Source organism: Actinoplanes sp. NPDC051537 (assembly GCF_055586105.1).
In genome coordinates, this window is sequence record NZ_JBVJIU010000019.1 from 122,743 (window position 1) to 145,176 (window position 22,434).

The following is a 22,434-nucleotide window of genomic DNA, read 5'->3' on the forward strand; positions in this document are numbered from 1 at the left end:
CGGTGGTCAAACCGGGTGGGTGTTGTCCGGTCCGGGGAACCCAAGACCCTCAAGATTGAGTACGTTGACCCGTGCGGGTGAAACACGCGGAGGGGCGGGCATGTCCGACGAGAGCGACGAGACACGGGTGACGGGTGATGACGCCACACGCGCGACGCCGCCGTCGAAGTCGGATGACGCGACCCGCGTGACGCCGCAGCCCGATGACGCCACTCGCGTGACGCCGCAGCCCGATGACGCGACCCGGGTGACGCCGCAGCCCGATGACGCGACGTCGGTCATGCCGGCCGCCGAGGACGACTGGGCGGCGAGCCGGGCCAAATCGGCTTGGTCGGGGCGGGCCGAGGTGCGCGCGCCGCAGCCCGCGCGGCCCGGATACGACACCGATTGGTCGGACGATCCGGTGCCGGTGGCCGCGCCGGGTCAGCGCGATCGATGGTGGATGCCGATCCTCATCGGGATCATCGTGCTGGTGCTGCTCGCCCTGCTGGGCTGGGGCGTCTACGTGATCATGCAGAACGCCGACGACGAGCCCGGACCCGCGACGACGCCCAGCACGGTGGCGACGACGATGACGACCGCGCCGAGCAGCGCGCCGCCGACCACGACCGCGCCGTCGAGCGAGCCGACGACCACGACCCCGTCGGTCTCGCCGACCACGACCGAGCCGACCACGACCGAGGTGCTCGTGCCGGCGCTGCGCGGACTGTCGCTGGCCGAGGCGCGGGCGGCGCTGGATCGCAGCGGCCTGCGGTATCGCGTTCTCTATCGCAACAGCACGGCGGCGCCGGAGGGAACGGTGATCGACAGTGATCCGGCGGAGGGGCAGGAAGTCCCACCGGACACGCGAGTCACCATCGTGGTCTCGCAACCGCAGACGGCGACGACCACACCGACAGCTACCGCGACGAGTACCGGAACCGCCACGGCTGGTAACTGAACGTTATCGGTTGGTACGCACAGAGCGTGGGATCGTGCCCGACACCACCCCGGGCTGACGGCCGTTGCGCGCCCGCGGGTCGGGCGCCTTGCCCACCGCGCGCAGGCCGCTGACCTGAACGAAGATCGAACGTCGCTCTACCGCGTCCCCCGCCGAGTTGAGCTCGTAGCCGTCGAGCCAGATCCAACCTTCGTACGTCGGCCAGTCGTGGACCCGGATGACCCGGAAGAGCATCGACGCCGCGAATTGGACGCTCGCTGCCTTCGTCACGTGTATGACATCACCGGACCGAGGAAGCACGTCATCTCCTGCCCTGGAACTTGTCTCGGGGTGAACCTTGACACGGAAGCACATAGTGTGCCCGCTCAAAACACCATTGCAAGCTCATGGCAATGCCAATCACCAAAAGCGTTGCGGAACGTCACCGTTGCCGATCTCACCGAGCGTCATTTAGTGGATCAGTCCACCATGGACGGCCGGTTGTCCGACACCCCGTAAACGGCTCTGTTTTGGTGCTCCGAGCCGGAACTGGCCCCCATCACCCGATGGTGCGCAGTGACGCGGGCCATACCGAAAGATTGCACCACGAGTCGTGTCGATGCAAGTTGCATGTCAGCCTTCCGTGATTGTTGGTCTTCGGCCCGTGCCGTCTTGAACGATTAAATGATCGACAGAGAGACTGGACAAGTGAATCAGCACCGGAGTCCCACCATTCGCCGGCGGCGGCTCGGCGTCGAGTTGCGACGGCACCGGGAAGCCGCGGGGGTGACGATCGACGTCGTGGCCGAGCGGCTGGGCTGCTCGACGTCCAAAGTGTCCAGAATTGAGACGGGACATACCAGTGCTTCACCCAGCGATGTTCAGAACATATTGGACATTTACGGCGTCGAAGACTCGATCAAGGCAGAACTCGTCCAAATAGCTCGCGAGGCTCGGCAAAAAGGCTGGTGGCATCCCTATTCCACGGTCCTGACCGGCGCATATGTCGGCCTCGAGACGGCCGCAAGATCCATTCGCGTGTACGAGCAACAGCTCGTCCCCGGCCTCCTCCAGACGGAAGAGTATGCAATTGCCCTAATTCGGGGCGCGCGGCTGGATGACTCGGAGCGGGAAATAGAGCAACGTGTCCGTGTCCGGATGCAAAGACAGGCGTTATTGATTTTGGACGATCCGATCGATCTTCGGGTGGTGCTCGATGAGGCGGTGCTGAGTCGGCCGGTCGGTGGCGACGCGGTCATGCGTGATCAATTGGCCAAATTGATCGAGGCCGCCCGCTTGCCGAACGTCACGTTACAGATCTTGCCGTTCGCGGCCGGTGCGCATGCCGGCATGGATGGAACGTTCGTGATCCTCGAGTTCGAGGAGGAAGGAGACGCGGATGTGGTGTTCATCGACAACGCGACCGGGGGCCTGTTTCTCGAGAAGGCCGATGAGCTCCGCAAGTACATCTCCATCTTCGACGCTGTCCGGGCGACGGCCCTCCCGCCGGAGGAGTCCATCGAGATGATTGAAATGTTGGTAGAGGAGCCATTGTGGAAGTCGAAGCGAAGGGTTTCCGGATCGATCTGACCCGGGCACAGTGGTTCAAGAGCACGCGCAGCGGTCCCAACTCGGACAACTGCGTCGAGGTGGCGTTCGTCGACGCGGCCATCGCGGTCCGGGATTCCAAGAACCCGAGCGGCCCGGCCCTGATCTTCACGGCCGCCGAGTGGGATGCGTTCGTGGGCGGTGCCAAGGACGGCGAGTTCGACCTTTGACCTCGCGATATGTCCGGTGACGGCCGGCTTGCCCGCGGTCCGCGGGCGGGTCGGCCGTAGTCATTTTCGGGCTCGCCTCGTTGAACGGCACAAGCGCGGACCGGTCCGCGCCGACGGCCGGGACATCTCCGAGCGAGGCAAGGCAGACACATGACTATTGGATCCGACAACCTCAGCAACGGCTCCGCGACGGCGCAGGACCGGTTCAGCGGCGGGGTGAGCGCGTACCGGCAGAACCGGCGCGACGTCTCGCTTTCCGGCGAGAGCGGCGAGACCGAGCTGATGTCGCGGGCCGGGAGCAACGGCCTGCCGACCCGGTCGCCGGGACGGTCGCACAGCATCGAGCCGACCGGCGCGCTGGACCGGGCGCCGCAGCTCCCGTCCTTGGACCTGCCGGCACTGACCGAACCGGTCTTCCCGTCGTCGGGCTGGCCGGACTCGAGCTCGCAGTCGATGGCCGACCACCCGTTGCTGCGCGGGCTGCTGCTGGAGCTGCCGGCGCGCGGGACCCTGCCGCCGTCGGACTGGCTGGACCGGTGGTTCGAGGCGGCTCGATCGATCCTCGAGCTCCTCTACGTGCAGGAAGCCAAGAAGAACTGACCCGGCCGATCAGCGGGTGCTGACCGGCACCCGCGGACGGCCGCGGCCGATCGGCGCCAGGGCCTGCAGGCTGAGCCGGCTGTGCCGGACCGCGGCCCGGATGCCGATCGCCACGACGGCGGCGCCCATCACGGTGGCCGCGATGCCCGCGACGTCGCTGCCGGGCACGTGCACGAGACCGGCCGCGATCGGCAGGCCGGCGATCGCGGCGAGGCCGGTGACCTGCAACGGCACCAGCACCAGCGGGTGCGCGGCGGCCGCGCGCAGGGCCGGCGGGACGGGAGTGTGCGGCGCGGTCGCGAAGGCGCCCGCTCCGCGCCGGACCTGACCGAGCCGGCGGACGCCGACGGTCAGGGCGAGCAGCGCGGGAACGGCCGGGAGCAGGGCGGCCGGCGCGGCCGAGGAGTCGCCCGGGATGAGCCAGGTGACCAGCGGCACCGCGACGAACACGGCGGCCCCGGCGGCGATCAGCATGGTGAGGATGCCGGCGCGGCGGCGCAGCTCACGGGCCGTGCTCACGCTCGGGAGGGCGTCGGCGACGAGGCCGGCGGCGAGCCAGGCCACGGCGAGCGCGCCGGCGAGGATGAGGTTCGCTGCGATGTCCACAGCGCCAGCCTTCTCCCGCGCTCCGAATAGGGAAACCGGGTTATCACCGGACCCAAACCCCTAGGGGCCTTTGTGGACCCCTTATGTGCGGACCTATACGGCGAATCGCTCGACCGGCTCGGTGGCGGGCGCCGGCGGTGTGGCCTTCCACACGCCGAGCTTCTGCGCCGCGAGCCGGGTCAGGTAGGCCGGGTTCAGCAGCACGTACCGCTTCCAGAGCCGCTTGGGCTCGAGGCCGAGACGCCAGAGCCACTCGAGCGCGTACTTCTGCATCCAGGCGGGCGGGTTCTTCAACAGGCCGGCGTGGTAGTCGAAGGCGGCGCCGACGGCGAGCAGCGGCATGTCGAGCAGGGGCCGCATCGCGTACGTGAAGACCTCCTGTCGCGGGCAACCCAGGCCGACCAGCACGATGCGCGCGCCGGACGCCTTGATCCGCTCGGCGATCTCCACCGGCTCGCCGTCCTGCGAGGCCCGGAACTTGGACGCCTCCACGCCGGCGATCTTCAGCGCCGGGAACATCTCCTCGAGCGCGGGCACCAGCCGTTCCAGCGTCGGCTCGGTCGACCCGTACAGATATATGGGAAGCCCCTCGGCCGCGGCCCGCTCGACCACCTTGAGGGTCAGCGTCGGCCCGTAGACGCGATCGGTGAGCCCGGCCTTGTGCAGCAGGTTGAGCGCCCACCGCACCGGCTGCCCATCGGGCGTGACGAGATCGAACGAGTTGAGCCGCGCGTTGTGCGCCTTGTCCTGCACCCCGGTCATCACGCCGTGCACCGCGAGCGCGGTGACCGCGTACCCCCGCCGATCGCGGGCGGCCTGCATGATCCGCTCGGTCGCGTCGGAGTAGTCGGTGACGTCGACAAGAACCCCAAGAACGCTACGTTTCCCCTGGCCAACCCCGGCACGTGCGACGGTCACAACAACGACACTCCAGGCTCCGACGACCAAAAACCACCGACGAGCATAGCCCGCGGTGTCCATTTCACCCGTTCGACGACGCCCCGTCGTCCAGTCGCCAAGCGTTACAGGGTCGCGCAAGCCTCACGCATACCCCGCCCCACCGCAACCCCCACACATCCCTTTCGAGTGAGCCACGTCTCGAAGTGCGCCACCGCACCGGTTATGTGATGGTTCGTGTGTGCAGAACCACACGGCGACTCCGACTCGTTAGACAAGCGTGACCACCCCGCGTCGCGCGCAGCGCCAGCCCGACCTTGGGGGAGTCCGGGGGCTAGGCCCCCGGAGCAGACATGACCGAGGGCCCCGGTCCGCGCATTCTGCGGACAAGGGCCCCCGGCACTCGGTGGGGATGGGGGGAGTTGAACCCCCACGTCCTTTCGGACACACGGACCTGAACCGTGCGCGTCTGCCATTCCGCCACATCCCCGTGGCAAGTTGGCTGCTAGGCCAACTTCTTGTTACTGGCTGCGACAGACTACGCTGTCGCACGTCACCAAGCGAGTTGTTAACGCCCGCAACGCCAGGGAAGATTAGCACGGCGTTGACGGGGGTCATACGAGGGTCAGAAGTGCCGGTCGTCCTGAGCTAGAGATGCGCAAGCGGCGGCCGGATACCATCATGTCCTCGGAAGCCGAGGAGGAGCCGGTGAGCGTGCTGCAGCGCTTTGAGAAGCGATTGGAAGGCCTGGTTGAAGGGGCCTTCGCGAAGGTGTTCAAGGGTGTAGTTCACCCTGTGGAGATTCTGAATGCCATGCAGCGGGAGGCCGAAGCACACAAGGCCATCCTCGCCGGTGGCCGCACGCTGGTGCCGAATCGCTACGTGATCGACCTCTCGCCCTATGACCACAGCCGGCTGGCGCCCTACGCCGCCGCGCTGGCCCAGGAGCTCGCGCAGTCGCAAGCCGAGTTCATCGGCGAGCAGGCGTGGACGGTCTACGGCGATGTGATCGTCGAGATCGAGCGGGGCGAGGGCCTGGACACGGGCATGTTCCGGGTCACGGCCGAGGTCTACACGGGCGGCGAGGTGGCGCCGGTTCAGCAGCCCGCATACGACGCCGGCCCGCAGTACCCGCCGTACGAGCAGCAGCACCAGGGCGGCTACCAGCCGCACGGTGGCGGCGGCCAGAACGGCCGTGGTGTGGGCCTGGTCTCCGGCGACGGCCGGACCTACCCGCTCCAGATGGGCTCGACCGTGATCGGCCGCGGCGACCAGGCGAACCTTCGCCTGCCCGACGTCGGCATCTCGCGGCGCCACGCCCGGCTGGACTACGACGGCAACCAGGTGGTCCTGACCGACCTGGGATCGACGAACGGCACGATGGTGAACGGCCAGCGGGTCTCCGCCGTGGCGCTCAACCCGGGCGACATGATCCAGCTGGGCACCACCACGCTGACGTTCCGAGTGGACGGCTAGGCACCTTGCCCGAATTCGTCCTCACCGTCGCCCGGTTCGGCTTCCTCATCCTTCTGTGGATCTTCGTGTTCACGGTGGTCGGGGTGATCCGGCGGGATCTTTTCGCGGGGGTCCGGTCCAAGAGCATCGTCGCCAGCCCTCGGGGGGTGGGTGGCGCGGTGATCCAGGGCCGGCCGGCCAAGGCGAAGCGCGGTAAGGCCGCACGGCAGCTCGTGGTGACGGCCGGCCAGTTGGCCGGCACGCGCATTACGCTGGGTGACATTCCGATCACTATCGGTCGGGCGGAGGATTCCACGCTGATCATCACGGATGACTTCGCCTCGGCCCGGCATGCCCGGCTCATGCCGCGGGACGGCCAGTGGTTCGTCGAGGATCTCGGCTCGACGAACGGGACCTATCTCGACCGCGGTAAGGTCTCCGGACCTACTCCCGTCCCCCTTGGCGTACCGATCCGGATCGGTCGCACATCTCTCGAGTTACGGCCATGACCCTGACCCTGCGCTATGCCGCTCAGAGCGACCGCGGTCTGATCCGAGACCTCAACCAGGACTCCCTCTACGCCGGGCCGCGACTGCTTGCTGTCGCGGACGGGATGGGCGGGATGGCCGCCGGAGACGTCGCCTCCAACATCGTCATCGCCGCGATGGCGCCGCTCGACGAGGACGTCCCCGGTGACGCCCTGGTCGACGCGCTGCGTCATGCCGTCGGCCAGGCCAACCAGCACCTGCGGGACACCGTCGACGCCAACCCGCAGCTCGAGGGCATGGGCACCACGCTTACCGCGGTGCTCTTCTCGGGCAGCAAGTTCGGCATGGTGCACATCGGCGACAGCCGGGCCTACCTCCTTCGCAAGGGCGAGTTCGCCCAGATCACCAAGGACGACACGTACGTCCAGATGCTCGTGGACGAGGGTCGGGTCAGCCCCGAGGAGGCCAGCAGCCACCCGCAACGGTCGCTGCTGACCCGCGCGCTCGACGGGCGCGACATCGACCCCGAGTACTCGGTCCGCCAGGTGCTGGCCGGCGACCGCTATCTGATCTGCAGCGACGGCCTCTCCGGCGTGGTCAGCTCGGAGACGATCGGGCAGACGATGCGGGAGATCACCGACCCGCAGGCCTGCGTCGAGCGGCTGGTGCAGCTCGCGCTGCGCGGCGGCGGCCCCGACAACATCACCGTCGTGATCGCCGACGCGATCGACACCGACATCATGGAGCAGACGCCGATCGTGGGTGGCGCGGCCGCTCTCGACCGGGGCAACACCACGGTGGCGGATGCTTCGACGTCGGCGGCCCGGGCCGCGGCGCTGCAGGCTCCGCGGCCGGCGCAGCCCATGCAGCAGGAGGCCGACTACGACCGGGAGCCGGCGCCCAAGGGCCACCCGGTGCGCACCACGCTCCTCGTGCTGGCGCTGCTCGCGGTGCTCGGCGGCGGCCTCTGGCTGGGCTACAACTACACCCAGGACCAGTACTACGTGGGTGCGACCGACGCCGGTCAGATAGCGATATTCCGCGGCGTGCCGGGGCAGATCGCGGGGCTCGACCTGTCGAGCGTCAACGAGACCAGCCCGGCCCGGCTCGACGACCTGACGGCCGTCGCGCAGGAGCGGGTCAAACAGGGCATCCACGCGGAGAACCGGACCGACGCCGCGCAGACCCTCGCGCAGCTGACCGCCGACGACCCGTCCAACCCGAACCTCAAGCCGCTCTGCTCGGCGCCGTCCGCGAACGCCTCGGCGTCACCGACGGCCACGGTGCCGGCGGCCGGCGCGTCCACGCCCGCCACGCTTGCCAGCACGCCGCCCGCGCAGGGCTCCGAGAGCGCGCCGCCGGTTGACGATCCGGCGGCGTGCCGGACCGTCAACTGACCGTCGCTCGACAACGTCTGGGGATGTCTTGACCGCGCCCGCCGTACCGGCCCCTTCGCCCGCTTCCACGGGTGAGATGTCGCGTATCCCGGGAATGAAGACCCACCGCAACGCCGAGCTGGGCCTGCTCGCCTTCGCGATGTCGCTGGTGGCGATCTACGCCGCGACCGTCGAGGCGAACCAGTTCGGCACGATCCACACCACGTTCTGGATCCCGGCGGCGCTGCTCGGCGCGCTGTTCCTGGGCCTGCACTTCGTGGTGCGGTTCACGGCGCCCTACGCCGACCCGGTGCTCATCCCGGCGGTCGCGCTGATCAACGGGCTGGGCGTGGCCTTCCTGCGCCGGCTCGACATCGCCCGCGCGATCTCCAACAAGCAGGCGATCCCCGGGATCTTCGCGGGGACCGGCGGCCGGCAGCTCGCCTGGACCCTGGGCGCGCTGATCCTGGCCGCCATCCTGCTGCTGGTGGTGCGCGATCACAAGGTGGTCTCGCGGTACGCGTACACCCTGGGCCTGGTCGGCATCGTGCTCGTGATGTTGCCGGCCGTGCTCCCGGCCAGCCTCTCCGAGGTCAACGGCGCGAAGCTGTGGATCAAGCTGGGCGCGTTCTCGATCCAGCCCGGTGAGTTCGCGAAGCTGGCGCTGGTCTCGTTCTTCGCCTACTACCTGGTGCGCAAGCGCGAGGTGCTGTCGCTGGCGAGCAAGCGGTTCCTCGGCATCGACTTCCCGCGCGGCCGCGACCTCGGCCCGGTCGTCACGGTCTGGCTGCTCAGCCTCCTGGTCCTGGTCTTCGAGAAGGACCTGGGCACGGCGCTGCTGTACTTCGGCCTGTTCGTGGTGACGCTCTACGTGGCGACCGAGCGGGCCAGCTGGCTGATCATCGGTCTGCTGCTGTTCTTCGGCGGCGTCTACACGGCGTACCTGCTGGGTGACGCGGTCGGCGGCCCGTTCGCCAACTTCTACGACCGCGCGTCGATCTGGCTCGACCCGTTCTCGCGGGCCAACTACGACCGGGTCGGCGGCAGCTACCAGCTCGTGCAGGGCCTCCTCGCGCTCGGCACCGGCGGCCTGTTCGGCTCCGGTCCCGGCGCCGGCTCGCCGGGCCTGGTGCCCGAGGTGCGTACCGACTTCATCTTCGCCGGCATGGGTGAGGAGATCGGGCTCTTCGGCCTCGCCGCCCTGCTCGTCTGCTACCTGCTGATCGTCGAGCGTGGCCTGCGCGCGGCCCTCGGCGTGCGCGACTCGTTCGGCAAGCTCGTCGCCGGCGGCCTCGCGTTCACCCTGGGCTTGCAGGTCTTCGTCATCCTGGGTGGCATCACCGGACTGATTCCGCTCACGGGCCAGACCACACCGTTCCTCTCGGCGGGTGGTTCCTCGTTGATGGCGAACTGGCTGCTGATCGCGATGCTGCTGCGGATCTCCAACGCGGCGCGCGGCCCGGCGAACAGCGGTGGCGGCACGGACCGCTCCGGCCCCGGGCCGAAGAAGGCACCCACCCAACTGCACGGCGCCATGACGGAGGTGATCAAGCCGTGAACGCACCCCTGCGACGGGCCGGCGTGGTCATCCTCGTCCTGTTCGGCCTGCTCTTCGCGAACTTGAACTGGGTCCAGGCCTACAAGGCCGACGACTACCGCACCAGCGACTACAACGGTCGCGTGGTCGTCGCCGAGTACAAGCGCGCCCGCGGCGTGATCGAGGCGGACGGCAAGGCTCTGGCCAAGAGCGAGGCCACCGACGACGAGCTGACCTACCTGCGGACGTACCCCAAGAAGCAGGCCTATGCGCCGGTCATCGGGTACCGGCCGGTCAACCTCGGCGCCACCGGGATCGAGAACAGCGAGGACGAGTTCCTCTCCGGGGAGAGCGACAAGCTCTTCGCCGACCGGGTGAAGGACATGTTCACCGGCAACAACACCGGCGGCGGCAACGTCATCCTGTCGCTCAGCACGTCGGCCCAGGAGACGGCGTTCAAGGAGCTGACGAACAACGAGCGCGGCGCGACCAAGGGCGCGGCGGTCGCGATCGACCCGCGCACGGGCGCCGTGCAGGCCATGGTCTCGATGCCGAGCTACGACCCGAACCCGCTCGCCAGCCATGACGTGAAGGCGGCCGCGGCGGCGTACCAGAAGCTCCTGAAGGACAAGGACAACCCGCTGCTGAACCGGGCCACGCAGGAGACGCTGCCGCCCGGCTCGACGATGAAGACGATCATCTCGGCGGCGGCCCTGACCGACGGCATGACGCCCGAGACCGAGATCCCGGCCGGCACGATCTACAAGGAGAGCGGCGCGGTCATCCGCAACGACGAGGACGAGGTCTGCCCGGGCAGCCAGGTCACGCTCAAGGAGGCGCTGACCGAGAGCTGCAACACCGGGTACGCCAAGCTCGGCGTCAAGCTCGGCCGCGACAAGGTCGTCAACATGGCGAAGGCGTTCGGCTTCGAGGACGAGAAGCTGACCGTCGGCAACCTCGAGGGCGACGGCCTCCCGGTGGCGGCGAGCCGCACCGGCGAGATCGCCAACCCGGACGGCAGCGTCGACAAGGGCGCCCTGGCCCAGTCCTCGATCGGCCAGCGCGACGTGCGGATGACCCCGATGCAGGGCGCGCTGATCGCGGCCACGGTCGCCAACGGCGGCAAGCAGATGCGCCCCTACCTGGTGCAGAAGCTGCTCAGCCCCGACCGCCGGACGATCTACAGCGCCGACCCGAAGACGCTGCGCACCCCGATCACCTCGAGCGTCGCCGGCGACCTCAAGGAAATGATGGTCAGCGTCGTCGAGAACGGCACCGGCAAGAAGGCCAAGATCAGCGGGTTCGAGGTCGGCGGCAAGACCGGCACGGCGCAGAACGCGGTCGGCGCCGACCCGCACGGGTGGTTCATCGGCTTCGCCTTCAACGACAAGGGTGAGCCCGTCTCGGCGGTCTGCGTCATGCTGGAGAACGTGCCCGGCAGTCACGCAAGCGGCGAGGCCGCCCGGATCGCCGGGCTCATCATGAAGGCCGCGGCCGGAAAAGGGGACTGAATGATCAGCCCTGGGGTGACCCTCGGCGGCCGCTATCGCCTCGACGAGCGGATCGCGGGCGGCGGGATGGGCGACGTGTGGCGCGGCACCGACGAGGTGCTGGGCCGGACGGTCGCCGTCAAGATCCTGCTGCCGGCGCTGCTCGACGAGCCCGGCTTCGCCGAGCGGTTCCGCGGCGAGGCGCGCACCATGGCCACGATCAACCACCCCGGGGTCGTCGACGTCTACGACTACAGCAGCGACGAGCAGCTCGCGTTCCTGGTCATGGAGTACGTGGAGGGCGACGCGCTCTCCCGCACGCTGAGCCGGGTCGGCCGGCTGACCCCGGCGCGCACGATGGCGCTGATCGCCCAGGCGGCGGACGCGCTACAGGCGGCACACGCGAACGGGATCATCCACCGGGACGTCAAACCCGGCAATCTTCTCGTACGGCCGAACGGCACGCTGGTGCTGACCGACTTCGGCATCGCGCGCTCGGCCCTGGTCGGCCAGCTCACGGTGGCCGGGTCGGTGCTCGGCACGGCGTCGTACATCTCGCCCGAGCAGGCCTCCGGCGACGTGGCCACGCCGGCCTCCGATGTGTACGCGCTCGGCGTCGTCGCGTACCAGTGCCTCTCGGGCCACCGCCCGTTCGACGGCGCCACGCCGATCGAGATCGCGATGAAGCACGTACGCGAGACGCCGCGCCCGCTGCCCGCGGACATCCCGCCCTCGGTGCGCGTCATCGTGGAACGTGCCCTGGCCAAGGACCCGGCCGCCCGCTGGCCGTCGGCCTCGTCGATGGCCGCGGTCGCCCGCCAGGCCGCGCAGGCCCTCGCCGCCACCGCACAGCAGCCCGCCGGCCAGCCCGTACGCGCCTCCGGCGGACCGGTCAGCCCGGCGCCGCGCCCGCCGTCCGGCGCCCCGATGCCCGGCGCGGCCGGCTCGCCCATCACGGGCACCGCCCGCCCGCCGTACCCTCCGGTGCCGCGACCCGTCTCGGGCGCACGCGGGGCCGCGTCGGTGCCCCCGGCCTCGGTGCCGTCGGGACCGCCGGTTCAGTCCCAGCAGCCGTACCGGCCGCCGTACGCGCCGGTCCAGCCGGCGCCGGCGGCCAAGCCGGAGAGCTCGGCCGGGCGGCAGGTGCTGATCGTGCTGGCCGTGGTGCTGGCCCTGCTGGTCCTGCTCTGTGCCGGCGTCATCTCGTTCCTCTACAAGCAGGGCAAGCAGAACAACGGCGGCAACGGCGCACTCGGCCGGCCCGCCTCCGCGGCGGTCATCCACACGGGCACCGCCGACGGTGAACCGTTGGCGGCGTCGTACCGTCTAACCAGACAGGCGGGCGTCGGCCCCGGCTGGAACCGAGCTAACGAAGGACGACAGACGCTATGACGGCCCAGGCCCGCCTGCTCGGTGGCAGGTATCAGGTCGGCGAGCTATTGGGCTACGGCGGCATGGCCGAGGTGCACCGGGGGCGCGACCTCCGGCTCGGCCGCGACGTGGCCATCAAGATGCTGCGCACCGACCTGGCCCGCGACGCTACCTTCCAGGAGCGGTTCCGGCGCGAGGCGCAAAACTCCGCGGCGCTCAACCACCCGGCGATCGTCGCGGTCTACGACACCGGCGAAGAGATCTCGTCGACCGGCGAGAAGTTGCCGTTCATCGTCATGGAGTTCGTCAAGGGACAGACCCTCAAGGAGGTCCTGGCCCAGGAGCAGCGTATCCAGCCGCGCCGGGCTCTCGAGATCATCGCCGACATCTGCGCCGCGCTGGAGTTCAGCCACCGGCACGGGATCATCCACCGGGACATCAAGCCCGGCAACGTGATGATCACGCCGAACGGCCAGGTCAAGGTGATGGACTTCGGCATCGCCCGGGCCCTGGCCAGCGGCGCCACCACGATGACGCAGACCAGTGCCGTGATCGGCACCGCGCAGTACCTCTCACCCGAGCAGGCGCGGGGCGAGGCCGTCGACGCGCGATCCGATGTGTACGCGGCCGGCTGCGTCCTGTTCGAGCTGCTGGTCGGCCACCCGCCGTTCGTCGGGGACAGCCCGGTGAGCGTGGCGTACCAGCACGTCCGGGAGGATCCGCGGGCGCCCAGCGACATCAACCCCGAGGTGCCGCGGGACGTCGACGCGATCGTGCTCAAGGCGCTCGCCAAGAACCCGGTGAACCGCTACCAGAGCGCCCAGGAGATGCGGGCCGACGCGCTGCGCGCCGTCTCCGGCCGCCCGGTCATGGCCACCCCGGTGATGAGCCAGGCCGAGACCATGGCGCTGCAGGGCCAGCAGGCGACCCGGCAGTGGCAGCCGCAGGCCGCCACCACCATGCAGCGCTCGGTCCAGGGCATGCCGCCGCGGCCACCGGAGAAGCGCTCGTCGTGGGTGATGGCGGTGCTCGCCGGCCTCGGCGTGCTGGTCGTGGTCGTGCTCGGCGTTGCGCTGGCGATGTCGCGCGGCGGCGACAAGGGCACCGACAAGGGCACCCAGCCGACCACCGCCTCGGCGGTCATGCCCAACCTCGTCGGCAAGACCGACGATCAGGCCCGGCAGCTGCTCGACCAGCAGAAGCTCACGAACGTGCAGCCCGACGCGCCGCGCACCGGCGAGGACTGCGACGGCAAGGTCGTCAAGCAGAACCCGGCGCCGAACTCGACGATCCCCGTGGATCAGCAGGTCTCGTACCAGCTCTGCAACGCGCCCGACAAGGTGCTGGTGCCGACGAACCTGGTCGGCGGCACCAAGGACAACGCCGAGCAGCAGCTCAAGAACGCCGGTCTGAACGTGAAGTTCAAGTCGGTGTCGAGCGACAAGCCGCTGGACACGGTCACCGACGTGCAGAACGCCGGCGACAAGGTCCAGCCCGGCACGACGATCACGGTGAGCATCTCCAAGGAGAACCGGGTCAAGATGCCCGGGGTGGTCAACAAGACCGAGGACGTCGCGCTGGCGCTGCTCGACCAGGCCGGCTCGTTCAACGTGAGCACGAACCGCGTCACCGACCCGACCAAGCAGCCGGGGACGGTCATCGACCAGAACCCCAAGGAAGGCACCATCGTCGAGAAGGGTGACAAGGTCACGATCACGGTGGTGGACGACGGGGGTCAGCCCAGCGGCGACCCGACGCCGACCGACACCGGGACGCCGGGCAACGGTGGCGGCGGTGGCGGCGCGGTCATCGACCAGGCCGCCGCGATCATCCGGCGCGACTGACCGGCTAAGCGGTGGCGAACGCCGCTCGCCGCCGGGCCTCGACCTCGGCGGCCAGCGGCGGCGCCTTCTCCAGCGCGGAGGGCAGGCCGCACGAGGCGAGCCAGTTCGCCAGCATGGTGTGGCCGCCCTCGGTGAGCACCGACTCGGGGTGGAACTGCACGCCCTCGATCGGCAGCGTGCGGTGGCGCATGGCCATCACGACGCCCGACTCGGTGCGGCCGGTCACCTCGATCTCGTCGGGCAGGGTCTCGGGCACGACGGCCAGCGAGTGGTACCGGGTGGCCGTGAACGGATCGGGCAGACCCGCCAACACGCCCTGGCCGTTGTGCCGCACCTCGGACGTCTTGCCGTGCAACAGCTCGGGCGCTCGCGTCACCGTCGCGCCGAACGCCGCGCCGAAGGCCTGATGCCCGAGACAGACCCCGAACATCGGGACTTTTCCGGCGTACGCGCGAATGACGTCCAGCATGATGCCGGCGCGTTCCGGTGTGCCCGGCCCCGGTGAAAGCAGAATCCCGGAGGCGCCGAAGGTGCCGACGTCGGCCACGCTGATCTCGTCGTTGCGCCGCACCTCGCACTCCGCGCCCAGCTGGCCGAGGTACTGCACCAGGTTGAAGACGAACGAGTCGTAGTTGTCGATCACGAGGATGCGCACGTCAGTCACCTGGCAGGACGTTGCCGCCGGAGGTCGTCTTCGTCGCCTTGGGCAGCTTGAAGGTTGCCGACGGGTGAGGGGCGTTGGACTCGGTGCTGTACGGGACCTCGTCCGGAGCGTTGTCGCTGCCGTCGGCGCTGTCCGATGAGATCACGTTGGGGTCCTCCTGGGCCGGACCCTGCTGGGTGCCCGAGCCGACCTGGACGTCGTCGAACGGGAGCAGCGGGGTGGCCCATGGGAAGACCACGTACCAGAGCAGCGCGACGGTCGCGGCGGCGAGGCCGACCGAGCCGGTCAGCTTGCCCCAGATGCCGAACGGGAGCTTGCGCCAGATCCAGGCGTACATCGCCTACGCCTTCGTCTTCATCTCGGCCGGCATGCCGGCGTCGGGCAGGGACTGGTTGCGCGGCGTCTTCGAGGCCAGTTCGGCGTGCACGATGAGCCGCTCGTAGTTGTTGAACTTGGGGTTGCAGGTCGTCAGCGTGAGCAGCGCCTTCGTCGGCTTGACGCCGGGCTTGTCGGGCACCGCGGCGACCACCTCGACGGCGCTCGGCTTGACCACCTCGTGGCCGTAGACCTTGTAGACGTACCAGAAATCCTTGGTCTCCACGCCGATCACGTCGCCGGTCTGCAGCTCGTCGATCCGCCAGAAGATCTTCCGGATCCGGTGGCCGGCCACCGAGAAGTTGCCGATCGCGCCGGGCGCCGCCGTGTCCGGGTAGTGCCCGGGCGCGTACTTGATGTCCTGCGGGCGGACGCCGTTGACGACGACCCACTCCTTGTCCAGCTTCGGGATGTAGAGCCGGCCGACGAGGCTGCTGCCCGGCGCCGCCGGACCCTGCGGGACGGGCGCCGTGGACGGCCCGACGGTCGGGTCGTTCCACTCCTGGTCGAGCTCGTCGGTCAGCGCGTTCTGCTCGTCCTGCACCTTGGCCGAGTTGCCGAAGACCTCGTATCCGGCGAACAGCAGAATGATCAGGCCGAACGTGATCATCAGCTCGCCGGAGACCCGGACGCCGGAGCGGATCCGCGAGCCCAGCGTCGGGCGGGTGAGCTCGGAGTAGACGCTCTTGTAGCCCTCGTCGGTCTGCTCGGGCCGCAGCTTGACCACGCGCTCGCCACGCTTCGCGCCGTCGTCGTCGCCCTCGCCGGTGTCGACCGGCTCGGGAACATGATCGGGGCCGCCCGGCCGGACCGGGGGCGCGGCGGCCGCGCCGAGCGCGACGTCGGGGTCGGCGCCGGCCTTGGCCTTGGCGGCCTGGGCGGCCTTGCCGGGCACGGCGGACATGAGCGCGGTGTGCTCTTTGAGCGACTGCGGCGCGGCGGTGCGAGGCTTCACGGTGGGGAGAATTCCGGTCGGAGCGTCGGGCGTACGGATGACAGCGGTCTCGTTCGGATCCTGCTGCTTGGCGTTGAAGCCCAGGCCACCGGCCGGGCCGCTCTGCTGCGCGCTGTAGGGGGCAGTGGCCGGGAACGGGTCGCGTCCCGCCGCCGGGCTGGTCGGGAACGGGTCGCGGGCCGCCGGGCTGGTCGGGAACGCGGTGCCGGTGGGCGGGGCCGCGGTGCCGGCGGGCTGGGCCGCGTTGCCTATGGGCGGGGTCGCGGTGCCGGTGGGCGGGGTCGCGGTGGCAGCGGGTGGGAACGCGGCGCTGGCGGGCGGGGCCGCGGATGCAGCGCTGCGGACCGTTGCGCTCGCCGAGTAGCCGTTCTGCGGCGCAGTGCCGGTCGAGTAGCCGTTCTGCGCGGCCGCGCTCGGCTGGCCGTTGGTCGGCGTGATCGGGGGGAACACGGTCGTGGCGCTGGCGTCCGCCGGGAAGACGGAAGCTGCCGATGCCGAGCCGTTCTGCGCGGGTGATCGGTAGTCGGCCGGATAACCGTTGATCTGGGGCCGCCCATTCGCCTCCTGCGGCGTCCGGAGGCCGTTGGTGTATCCGTTCGAGGGCGCGCCACCGTTCACGGGCGTAGCGGTGCTCTCTCGGCGCGACATTTCGGGCGGGAACGCCGCCGGGCGCTGCGGGGCGGTTTGCGCGGCGGCCGCATTCTGGGCCGACCCGTTCTGAGCCGACGCGTTTTGGGCCGCGGCGGCCTGGGCCGCCGCGAAGAAGTCGAACGCCTGCGCTGCGGTCGGGGCGGGGGCTACCGGCTCGGGAGTTCGCATGCGAGCCGCTACGGCCGCCGCGTGGACCTCGTCGGCCGGGGCCGGCGTTGCGGGATGAGCGGAATCGGGCGAAACGGCGGTCGCGGTCGGGCGGCCGAGCTTCTGGCGCATGGCGGCCATCCGCTGCTCGGCGGCCGCGTCCGTGCCGAGGATCGCGGTCTCCGAGGCCGACGACTGCACGGCGGGCGGCGCAGCGGGAACGGGCGGCGATGTGGGCGCGGAGGTCCAGGTCACCTGGCCCGCCGGGGAAGACGGACCCGAGGGCGCGGTCGGCGCGGGCGTGGCGGCCCGCGCGACGGGGGCGGTCGGGGCGGCAGGCGGCGGCACCGGGATGGCGGCCCGCGCGACGGGAGCGGTCGGGGAAGCAGGCGGCGGCACCGGGGTGGCAGCCCGCGCGACAGGGGCCTCCGGGGCGGCAGGCGGCGGCACCGGCGTGGCGGCCCGAGCGGCGGGCGCGGGCGGCGGCGCCATGGGCGCGGTGGCCCGGGCGACGGGAGCGGCGGGTGGCGGCACGGGCGTCGCGGCAGCAGCGGCGGGTGGCGGCACGGGCGTCGCGGCACGGGCGGCCGGGCCGGCGGCGGGTGGCGGCACCGGCGTGGCAGCACGGGCGGCCGGGCCGGCGGTGGGTGGCGGCACCGGCGTGGCGGCCCGAGCGGCGGGCGCGGCCGGACCGGCGGGCGGCATGGGAAGCGGTGCGGCTTCCGGGGCGGCCGGCGGCGGAGGAGGCGTCGCGGGCCGTGGGGTCACGGGGGAGCCGCCGAGGCCGACCGATGGCGCCAGTGGGCCGCCGGGGACGCCGTCGGGGGAAGCGTCGGTGATGCGCGGGATGTACGCCGTCTGGGCGTCACCGTCTGGTGCGCGGTGACGACCCGAGTTGTTTGCCTCCGGCTGGTTCTCCGACGCCATTACTCGGCAACCCGAGCGGATCGGAGGTCACTCGACCCGTCGTACGCCCGCACAGTCACGTTCCCTTCGACGGTTTCCGTATAGCCGAGGCCGAAGTCGGCGACGGCATCGCGGAACTGTTGGACTCCCTCCGCGGATTCCAACGCGCGATGCATCGCTGTGGGTTCGCCAATCGCCGTGATCTTGAACGGTGGTGAGAAGACCTGGCCGTGAAGTAGCAGCGTGTTGCCGACACAGCGTACCGCGCTGGTCGAGATGACGCGGACATCCATGATCGACATTGCCTCGGCCCCACCGGCCCAGAGAGCGTTCACGACCGCCTGAACATCACCCTGGTGGACGACGAGATCGTCGTTGCCGGGGGCGTTCGGGCCGAGGTCCGCGCCGCGCCGCGACGAGTCGTTGAGGGTGACCGTTATGCCCGGACCGCGCAGTGCCGTGAAGCCGGCCGTGGCCCGCAGCGCATCGGCCCGCTCGCGCGCCTGCTTGACCGGCGAGTCGACCTCGGCGAGGCGGGCCGTGTCCTGATCGACCTCGGCGCGCAGCTTGGCGGCCGTCTTCTCGCGGGCGTCCAGCCGCACCCGCTTGTCGGCGATCAGCTGGGCGAGCTGCGGCCGCCGGTCGTCGCGCAGCTGGGTGCCATCCGCCGTACGGGCCGATGTCGTGAAGAGCAAGCCGGCCGCCAGCGCGATGAGGGGAACGACGACCGACCAGCCGCGAGTTCGCTGTGCGCCTCGGCGAGGCCGCAGGCCGCCGAGCGCGCGTCGCAGCACGAGCCGCCACGAGGGCGCACCGGTCGTGTACTCCACGTTCTCATCCCTCCGAAGGCCGCTCGGTAAGGCCGCTCAGGGCGGACAAAAGCCTCCCGAATTGACCCGCCGGGCATTTTCCTCGCCTGGCGGGTGCCTGTCTGCGCGTCGCCTTGACTACGCTAGCTGTCGAACAGTATTCGCCACGGGCAGCAGTCGGGGCATCCCGAGCCGCTCAGCGGTGGGTTGTTCACCACTTGTTGCCCTTCAGGAGAGCACCGTGCCGAAGTCTCAGGTTCGCAAGAAGAAGGTCTACACCCCGCCGACGGACGTCCGTCCGTCGGTCGCGGCCGCATCCAAGAAGCCGAGCCCCACGTGGCTGCCGATCACCGCGGTGACGCTGATCGTCGTCGGCATCGCCTGGCTGGTCGTCTACTACCTGTCCTCGCAGAAGTGGCCGGTCGAGTCCTGGTCGTACTGGAACCTCGCGGTCGGCTTCGGTTGCATGGTCGCCTCGCTGGGCATCCTGTCGCGCTGGCGTTGACCCGCGATGCCCGCTTACCGCGGGTAGTGTGATCTTCGTCCGAATTGAGCGCATCCCGCGCTGCCAGCGGGATGCGCTCTTCGCCTGACAGCAGGCGTCGCTTGACCTACCGCGCGCGGCCGTCTATTACTCGTGGGTAACATGGGCTCGACAGCCGATCGAGGAGGCATCGTGGGGATCGCGCAGATCATCGCCACCGTCCTGGCGGGCGCCGTCACGATCGCGGCCGTCGTGCTGGCGGTGCGGGCGGTCCTGACGATCACGTCGGTGATCCGCAAGGGTCAACCGGCGCCGGAGCGCTTCGTCGATCCCAAAAAACGGACCACGACGATGCTACGGGAGACGCTCGGTCACACCCGGATGCTCAAGTGGTCGACGATCGGTGCGGCGCACTGGTTCGTGATGGTCTCCTTCATGATCCTGTTCCTGCTGGTCGTCGAGGCGTACTTCGAGGTCGTCGACCCGGAAGGCGGGCTGCCGATCATCGGCGACTGGCTGCCGTACGGCTTCGTCACCGAGTGGATCGGCATTCTCGGCCTGGCCGGCATCCTCTACCTGATCTTTGTGCGGCAGCAGCAGATCCGGGCGAAACGGTCCCGGTTCCTGGGCTCGACGATGTGGCAGGCGTACTTCGTCGAGGCCGTCATCCTCGGCGTGCTGATCTGCGGCTTCCTCATCCGGGGCTTCAAGGTCGCCAACGACACGTTCGAGTTCCCGACCTGGGCCACCCCGCTGTCGCACGCGGTGGGCTCGATCTTGCCAAGAGCCGAAGACGGGCCGACCTGGGTCGCGCTGGTCAAGCTGCTCATCTCGATGGGCTGGCTGATCACCATCGGGCTCAACCCGACCATGGGCGTGGCCTGGCACCGCTTCCTGGCGTTCTTCAACATCTTCTTCAAGCGCAGCCCCGAGAAGCCGGCCGGCTCCGGCCTGGGCGCGCTGCGGCCGATGATGAGCGCGGGCAAGCCCCTCGACTTCGAGGAGGCCGACCCGGAGAAGGACCAGTTCGGCGTCGCCCAGGTCGAGCAGTTCACCTGGAAGGGCCTGCTCGACTTCTCCACCTGCACCGAGTGCGGCCGCTGCCAGTCGCAGTGCCCGGCCTGGAACACCGCCAAGCCGCTGTCGCCCAAGCTGCTGGTGCTCAGCCTGCGCGACCACGCGTACGCCAAGGCCCCGTACCTGCTGGCCGGTGGTGGTAAAGATCTGACCGGCGAGGAGAAGGCGACCGAGGCGCAGCTGGCGCACATGGACGTCCTCGCGCTCGCGGAGGGCAACCGGCCGCTGATCGGCACCGAGGAAGAGAACGGCGTCATCGACCCGGACGTGCTCTGGTCCTGCACGACCTGCGGCGCCTGCGTCGAGCAGTGCCCGGTCGACATCGAGCACGTCGACCACATCGTCGACATGCGCCGCTACCAGGTGCTGATCGAGTCGAGCTTCCCGGCCGAGGCCGGCGTGATGCTGCGCAACCTGGAGAACAAGGGCAACCCGTGGGGCGCCCCGCCGAACACCCGCGAGGACTGGACCAAGGGTCTGGACTTCGAGGTGCCGCGGGTCGGCGAGAAGGACGACTTCGAATATCTGTTCTGGGTCGGTTGCGCCGGCGCGTTCGAGGACCGGGCGAAGAAGACCACCCGAGCGGTGGCCAAGCTGCTGCACGAGGCCGGCGTCGACTACGCCATTCTGGGCGAGGGCGAGACGTGTACGGGTGACCCGGCCCGCCGGATCGGCAACGAGTTCGTCTTCCAGATGCTCGCCCAGCAGAACGTCGAGACCCTGCAAGAGGCGAACGTCAAGAAGATCGTCGCGACCTGCCCGCACTGCTTCAACACGCTCGGCAACGAGTACGAGCAGCTCGGTCTGAGGGTCGAGGTCGTGCACCACACCCAGCTGCTGGCCCACCTGGTCGCCACCGGCAAGCTCACCCCGGTGCAGAAGGTCGACGGCGACGTCACCTACCACGACCCCTGCTACCTGGGCCGGCACAACCGGGTCTTCGACGCGCCCCGCGAGGTCCTCGGCGAAGCGGCCAACATCATCGAGATGCCGCGCAACCAGGAACGCTCGTTCTGCTGCGGCGCCGGCGGCGCCCGCATGTGGATGGAAGAGAAGATCGGCAAGCGCATCAACATCGAGCGCACCGAGGAAGCCCTCGCCACCGGCGCCAAGACCATCGCGGTCGGCTGCCCGTTCTGCTACACGATGATCGGCGACGGCGTCACGGCCAAGGCCGAGCAGGAGAACGTGGAGGTCGTCGACGTCGCGACGGTCCTGCTGCGGTCCCTCAAGCAGGAGGTCTAGGCCGACGAGCCGGCCGTGGCCGCCGTGGTCGACGCGATGATCGCGACCATCACGGCGGCCTGGATCTCCTCGATCGTCTTGCGCACGGCGTCGGCGGCCCACGCGCCCTCGCCGATCTCCTTGAGGCGGGTCTTCACCCGCTTCTGATCCACTCCGGCGAGGATCTTCCGGTCCAGCTCGGTGGCGGCGACCAGAGCGCAGAGAGCGGCCGTACGCGGCTCGACCGCCCCGGTCCCGAGCACGGCCGCCCGGATCCGCTCGCGGGCGTCGGCCTCGACCGCCGGCACGTCGCCGCTCGCCGACGGGTACTTGGTCCGCGGGAAGACCCAGAGCACCCGGTCCTTCTCGACCGTCAGCACGCCCTCGGCCACCAGCTTCTCGAGGATCCGAGGCCGCGCCTGCTTTGACAGTTTCGTCACCCAGTGACCGGCTTTGCGGGGCTTCTCCTCCGCGATCCGGTCGAGAGCCTCGTCGGTGAGCGCATCCCCGATCGGCCCCCGGTCGACGACGACCACGCGCTTGTCCTCGACGTCGACCCGCCGGGCGAGCGCGAGCTCGAGCAGGATCGCCCCGCCCAGGCCGTTGTCCAGTCGAGTGCCGTCGGTGAGCGGCGTGCCGTCCTCGTCGTACGCCAGAAGCAGGAACTCCTCGGCAATGCTCATGCCTTGACGGTAGCCGGTGCCGTGATCCGTTCCGCGGTGATATGCGCCCCGTGCTCACCCGCGTGGATGGCCGGTCCGGCACAATAAGGACCGAGGTG

21 protein-coding genes and 1 tRNA gene are annotated in these 22,434 nt (G+C 69.8%); 13 read left to right on the top strand and 9 right to left on the bottom strand.

Annotation, left to right across the window (positions count from 1 at the left end; all coding sequences use genetic code 11):
• Positions 1 to 100 precede the first annotated feature (100 nt).
• Positions 101 to 940 carry a PASTA domain-containing protein gene (locus ACZ6TB_RS38140; protein ID WP_465563201.1) on the top strand — a complete coding sequence of 280 codons (840 nt, stop codon included), beginning with the start codon at positions 101 to 103 and terminating at the stop codon, positions 938 to 940.
• A 3-nt stretch (positions 941 to 943) separates the two neighbouring features.
• Here ACZ6TB_RS38140 and ACZ6TB_RS38145 read toward each other — a convergent pair whose 3' ends face one another.
• On the bottom strand, positions 944 to 1,240 hold the full coding sequence (locus ACZ6TB_RS38145) for a hypothetical protein (RefSeq protein ID WP_465563203.1): 297 nt from the start codon (positions 1,238 to 1,240) through the stop codon (positions 944 to 946).
• A 387-nt stretch (positions 1,241 to 1,627) separates the two neighbouring features.
• Between ACZ6TB_RS38145 and ACZ6TB_RS38150 the strand changes: the two genes are divergently transcribed.
• The 3 genes from ACZ6TB_RS38150 to ACZ6TB_RS38160 all read left to right on the top strand — a co-directional run bounded on the left by ACZ6TB_RS38150 (position 1,628) and on the right by ACZ6TB_RS38160 (position 3,297).
• On the top strand, positions 1,628 to 2,509 hold the full coding sequence (locus ACZ6TB_RS38150) for a helix-turn-helix domain-containing protein (protein ID WP_465563205.1): 882 nt from the start codon (positions 1,628 to 1,630) through the stop codon (positions 2,507 to 2,509).
• Positions 2,473 to 2,697 carry a DUF397 domain-containing protein gene (locus ACZ6TB_RS38155; protein WP_465563208.1) on the top strand — a complete coding sequence of 75 codons (225 nt, stop codon included), beginning with the start codon at positions 2,473 to 2,475 and terminating at the stop codon, positions 2,695 to 2,697. Before ACZ6TB_RS38150 ends, ACZ6TB_RS38155 begins: the two co-directional genes overlap by 37 nt.
• A 150-nt stretch (positions 2,698 to 2,847) precedes the next feature.
• On the top strand, positions 2,848 to 3,297 hold the full coding sequence (locus ACZ6TB_RS38160) for a hypothetical protein (RefSeq protein WP_465563210.1): 450 nt from the start codon (positions 2,848 to 2,850) through the stop codon (positions 3,295 to 3,297).
• A gap of 9 nt (positions 3,298 to 3,306) precedes the next feature.
• Here the strand turns inward: ACZ6TB_RS38160 and ACZ6TB_RS38165 are convergent, their stop codons facing one another.
• The 3 genes from ACZ6TB_RS38165 to ACZ6TB_RS38175 form a co-directional block, all read right to left on the bottom strand.
• Positions 3,307 to 3,903: a hypothetical protein gene (locus tag ACZ6TB_RS38165; protein WP_465563212.1), complete on the bottom strand. Its 597-nt coding sequence runs from the start codon at positions 3,901 to 3,903 to the stop codon at positions 3,307 to 3,309.
• A 93-nt stretch (positions 3,904 to 3,996) separates the two neighbouring features.
• The gene (locus ACZ6TB_RS38170) at positions 3,997 to 4,821 is read right to left on the bottom strand and encodes a WecB/TagA/CpsF family glycosyltransferase (protein WP_465563214.1); all 825 of its coding nucleotides are present in this window, start codon (positions 4,819 to 4,821) and stop codon (positions 3,997 to 3,999) included.
• Positions 4,822 to 5,207: 386 nt separating this feature from the next.
• A tRNA-Leu gene (locus tag ACZ6TB_RS38175) sits at positions 5,208 to 5,290 on the bottom strand.
• A 191-nt stretch (positions 5,291 to 5,481) separates the two neighbouring features.
• Here ACZ6TB_RS38175 and ACZ6TB_RS38180 point away from each other — a divergent pair.
• The 7 genes from ACZ6TB_RS38180 to pknB all read left to right on the top strand — a co-directional run bounded on the left by ACZ6TB_RS38180 (position 5,482) and on the right by pknB (position 14,361).
• Positions 5,482 to 6,276 (top strand): FhaA domain-containing protein, encoded by a 795-nt coding sequence (locus ACZ6TB_RS38180; RefSeq protein ID WP_465563382.1) that lies wholly within the window; start codon positions 5,482 to 5,484, stop codon positions 6,274 to 6,276.
• 5 nt (positions 6,277 to 6,281) lie between these two features.
• On the top strand, positions 6,282 to 6,764 hold the full coding sequence (locus tag ACZ6TB_RS38185) for an FHA domain-containing protein FhaB/FipA (RefSeq protein ID WP_465563216.1): 483 nt from the start codon (positions 6,282 to 6,284) through the stop codon (positions 6,762 to 6,764).
• Positions 6,761 to 8,140 (top strand): PP2C family protein-serine/threonine phosphatase, encoded by a 1,380-nt coding sequence (locus tag ACZ6TB_RS38190; protein WP_465563219.1) that lies wholly within the window; start codon positions 6,761 to 6,763, stop codon positions 8,138 to 8,140. Before ACZ6TB_RS38185 ends, ACZ6TB_RS38190 begins: the two co-directional genes overlap by 4 nt.
• A gap of 76 nt (positions 8,141 to 8,216) precedes the next feature.
• Positions 8,217 to 9,677 (top strand): FtsW/RodA/SpoVE family cell cycle protein, encoded by a 1,461-nt coding sequence (locus tag ACZ6TB_RS38195; RefSeq protein WP_465563222.1) that lies wholly within the window; start codon positions 8,217 to 8,219, stop codon positions 9,675 to 9,677.
• Positions 9,674 to 11,167, top strand: a complete 1,494-nt coding sequence (locus ACZ6TB_RS38200; RefSeq protein ID WP_465563224.1) for a peptidoglycan D,D-transpeptidase FtsI family protein — start codon at positions 9,674 to 9,676, stop codon at positions 11,165 to 11,167. The genes ACZ6TB_RS38195 and ACZ6TB_RS38200 overlap by 4 nt, the downstream gene beginning before the upstream one ends.
• Entirely contained in the window at positions 11,168 to 12,538 is a 1,371-nt protein-coding gene (locus ACZ6TB_RS38205) for a serine/threonine-protein kinase (protein ID WP_465563226.1), read from the top strand.
• The gene (gene pknB / locus ACZ6TB_RS38210) at positions 12,535 to 14,361 is read left to right on the top strand and encodes a Stk1 family PASTA domain-containing Ser/Thr kinase (RefSeq protein ID WP_465563229.1); all 1,827 of its coding nucleotides are present in this window, start codon (positions 12,535 to 12,537) and stop codon (positions 14,359 to 14,361) included. The genes ACZ6TB_RS38205 and pknB overlap by 4 nt, the downstream gene beginning before the upstream one ends.
• A 4-nt stretch (positions 14,362 to 14,365) precedes the next feature.
• Here pknB and ACZ6TB_RS38215 read toward each other — a convergent pair whose 3' ends face one another.
• The 4 genes from ACZ6TB_RS38215 to ACZ6TB_RS38230 form a co-directional block, all read right to left on the bottom strand.
• Positions 14,366 to 15,016: an aminodeoxychorismate/anthranilate synthase component II gene (locus ACZ6TB_RS38215; protein WP_465563385.1), complete on the bottom strand. Its 651-nt coding sequence runs from the start codon at positions 15,014 to 15,016 to the stop codon at positions 14,366 to 14,368.
• Position 15,017: 1 nt separating this feature from the next.
• Entirely contained in the window at positions 15,018 to 15,362 is a 345-nt protein-coding gene (locus ACZ6TB_RS38220; RefSeq protein ID WP_465563232.1) for a hypothetical protein, read from the bottom strand.
• A gap of 3 nt (positions 15,363 to 15,365) precedes the next feature.
• Positions 15,366 to 17,408: a class E sortase gene (locus ACZ6TB_RS38225; RefSeq protein ID WP_465563235.1), complete on the bottom strand. Its 2,043-nt coding sequence runs from the start codon at positions 17,406 to 17,408 to the stop codon at positions 15,366 to 15,368.
• A 671-nt stretch (positions 17,409 to 18,079) separates the two neighbouring features.
• Positions 18,080 to 18,889: a DUF881 domain-containing protein gene (locus tag ACZ6TB_RS38230; RefSeq protein WP_465563238.1), complete on the bottom strand. Its 810-nt coding sequence runs from the start codon at positions 18,887 to 18,889 to the stop codon at positions 18,080 to 18,082.
• 220 nt (positions 18,890 to 19,109) lie between these two features.
• Between ACZ6TB_RS38230 and ACZ6TB_RS38235 the strand changes: the two genes are divergently transcribed.
• Together ACZ6TB_RS38235 and ACZ6TB_RS38240 are read left to right on the top strand one after the other, a co-directional pair.
• Entirely contained in the window at positions 19,110 to 19,373 is a 264-nt protein-coding gene (locus ACZ6TB_RS38235) for a cell division protein CrgA (protein ID WP_465563241.1), read from the top strand.
• Between the two features lie 171 nt (positions 19,374 to 19,544).
• The gene (locus ACZ6TB_RS38240; protein WP_465563244.1) at positions 19,545 to 21,674 is read left to right on the top strand and encodes a (Fe-S)-binding protein; all 2,130 of its coding nucleotides are present in this window, start codon (positions 19,545 to 19,547) and stop codon (positions 21,672 to 21,674) included.
• Here the strand turns inward: ACZ6TB_RS38240 and ACZ6TB_RS38245 are convergent.
• On the bottom strand, positions 21,671 to 22,336 hold the full coding sequence (locus ACZ6TB_RS38245; protein ID WP_465563247.1) for a GOLPH3/VPS74 family protein: 666 nt from the start codon (positions 22,334 to 22,336) through the stop codon (positions 21,671 to 21,673). The two genes, ACZ6TB_RS38240 and ACZ6TB_RS38245, sit on opposite strands and share 4 nt — an antisense overlap.
• Positions 22,337 to 22,434 lie beyond the last annotated feature (98 nt).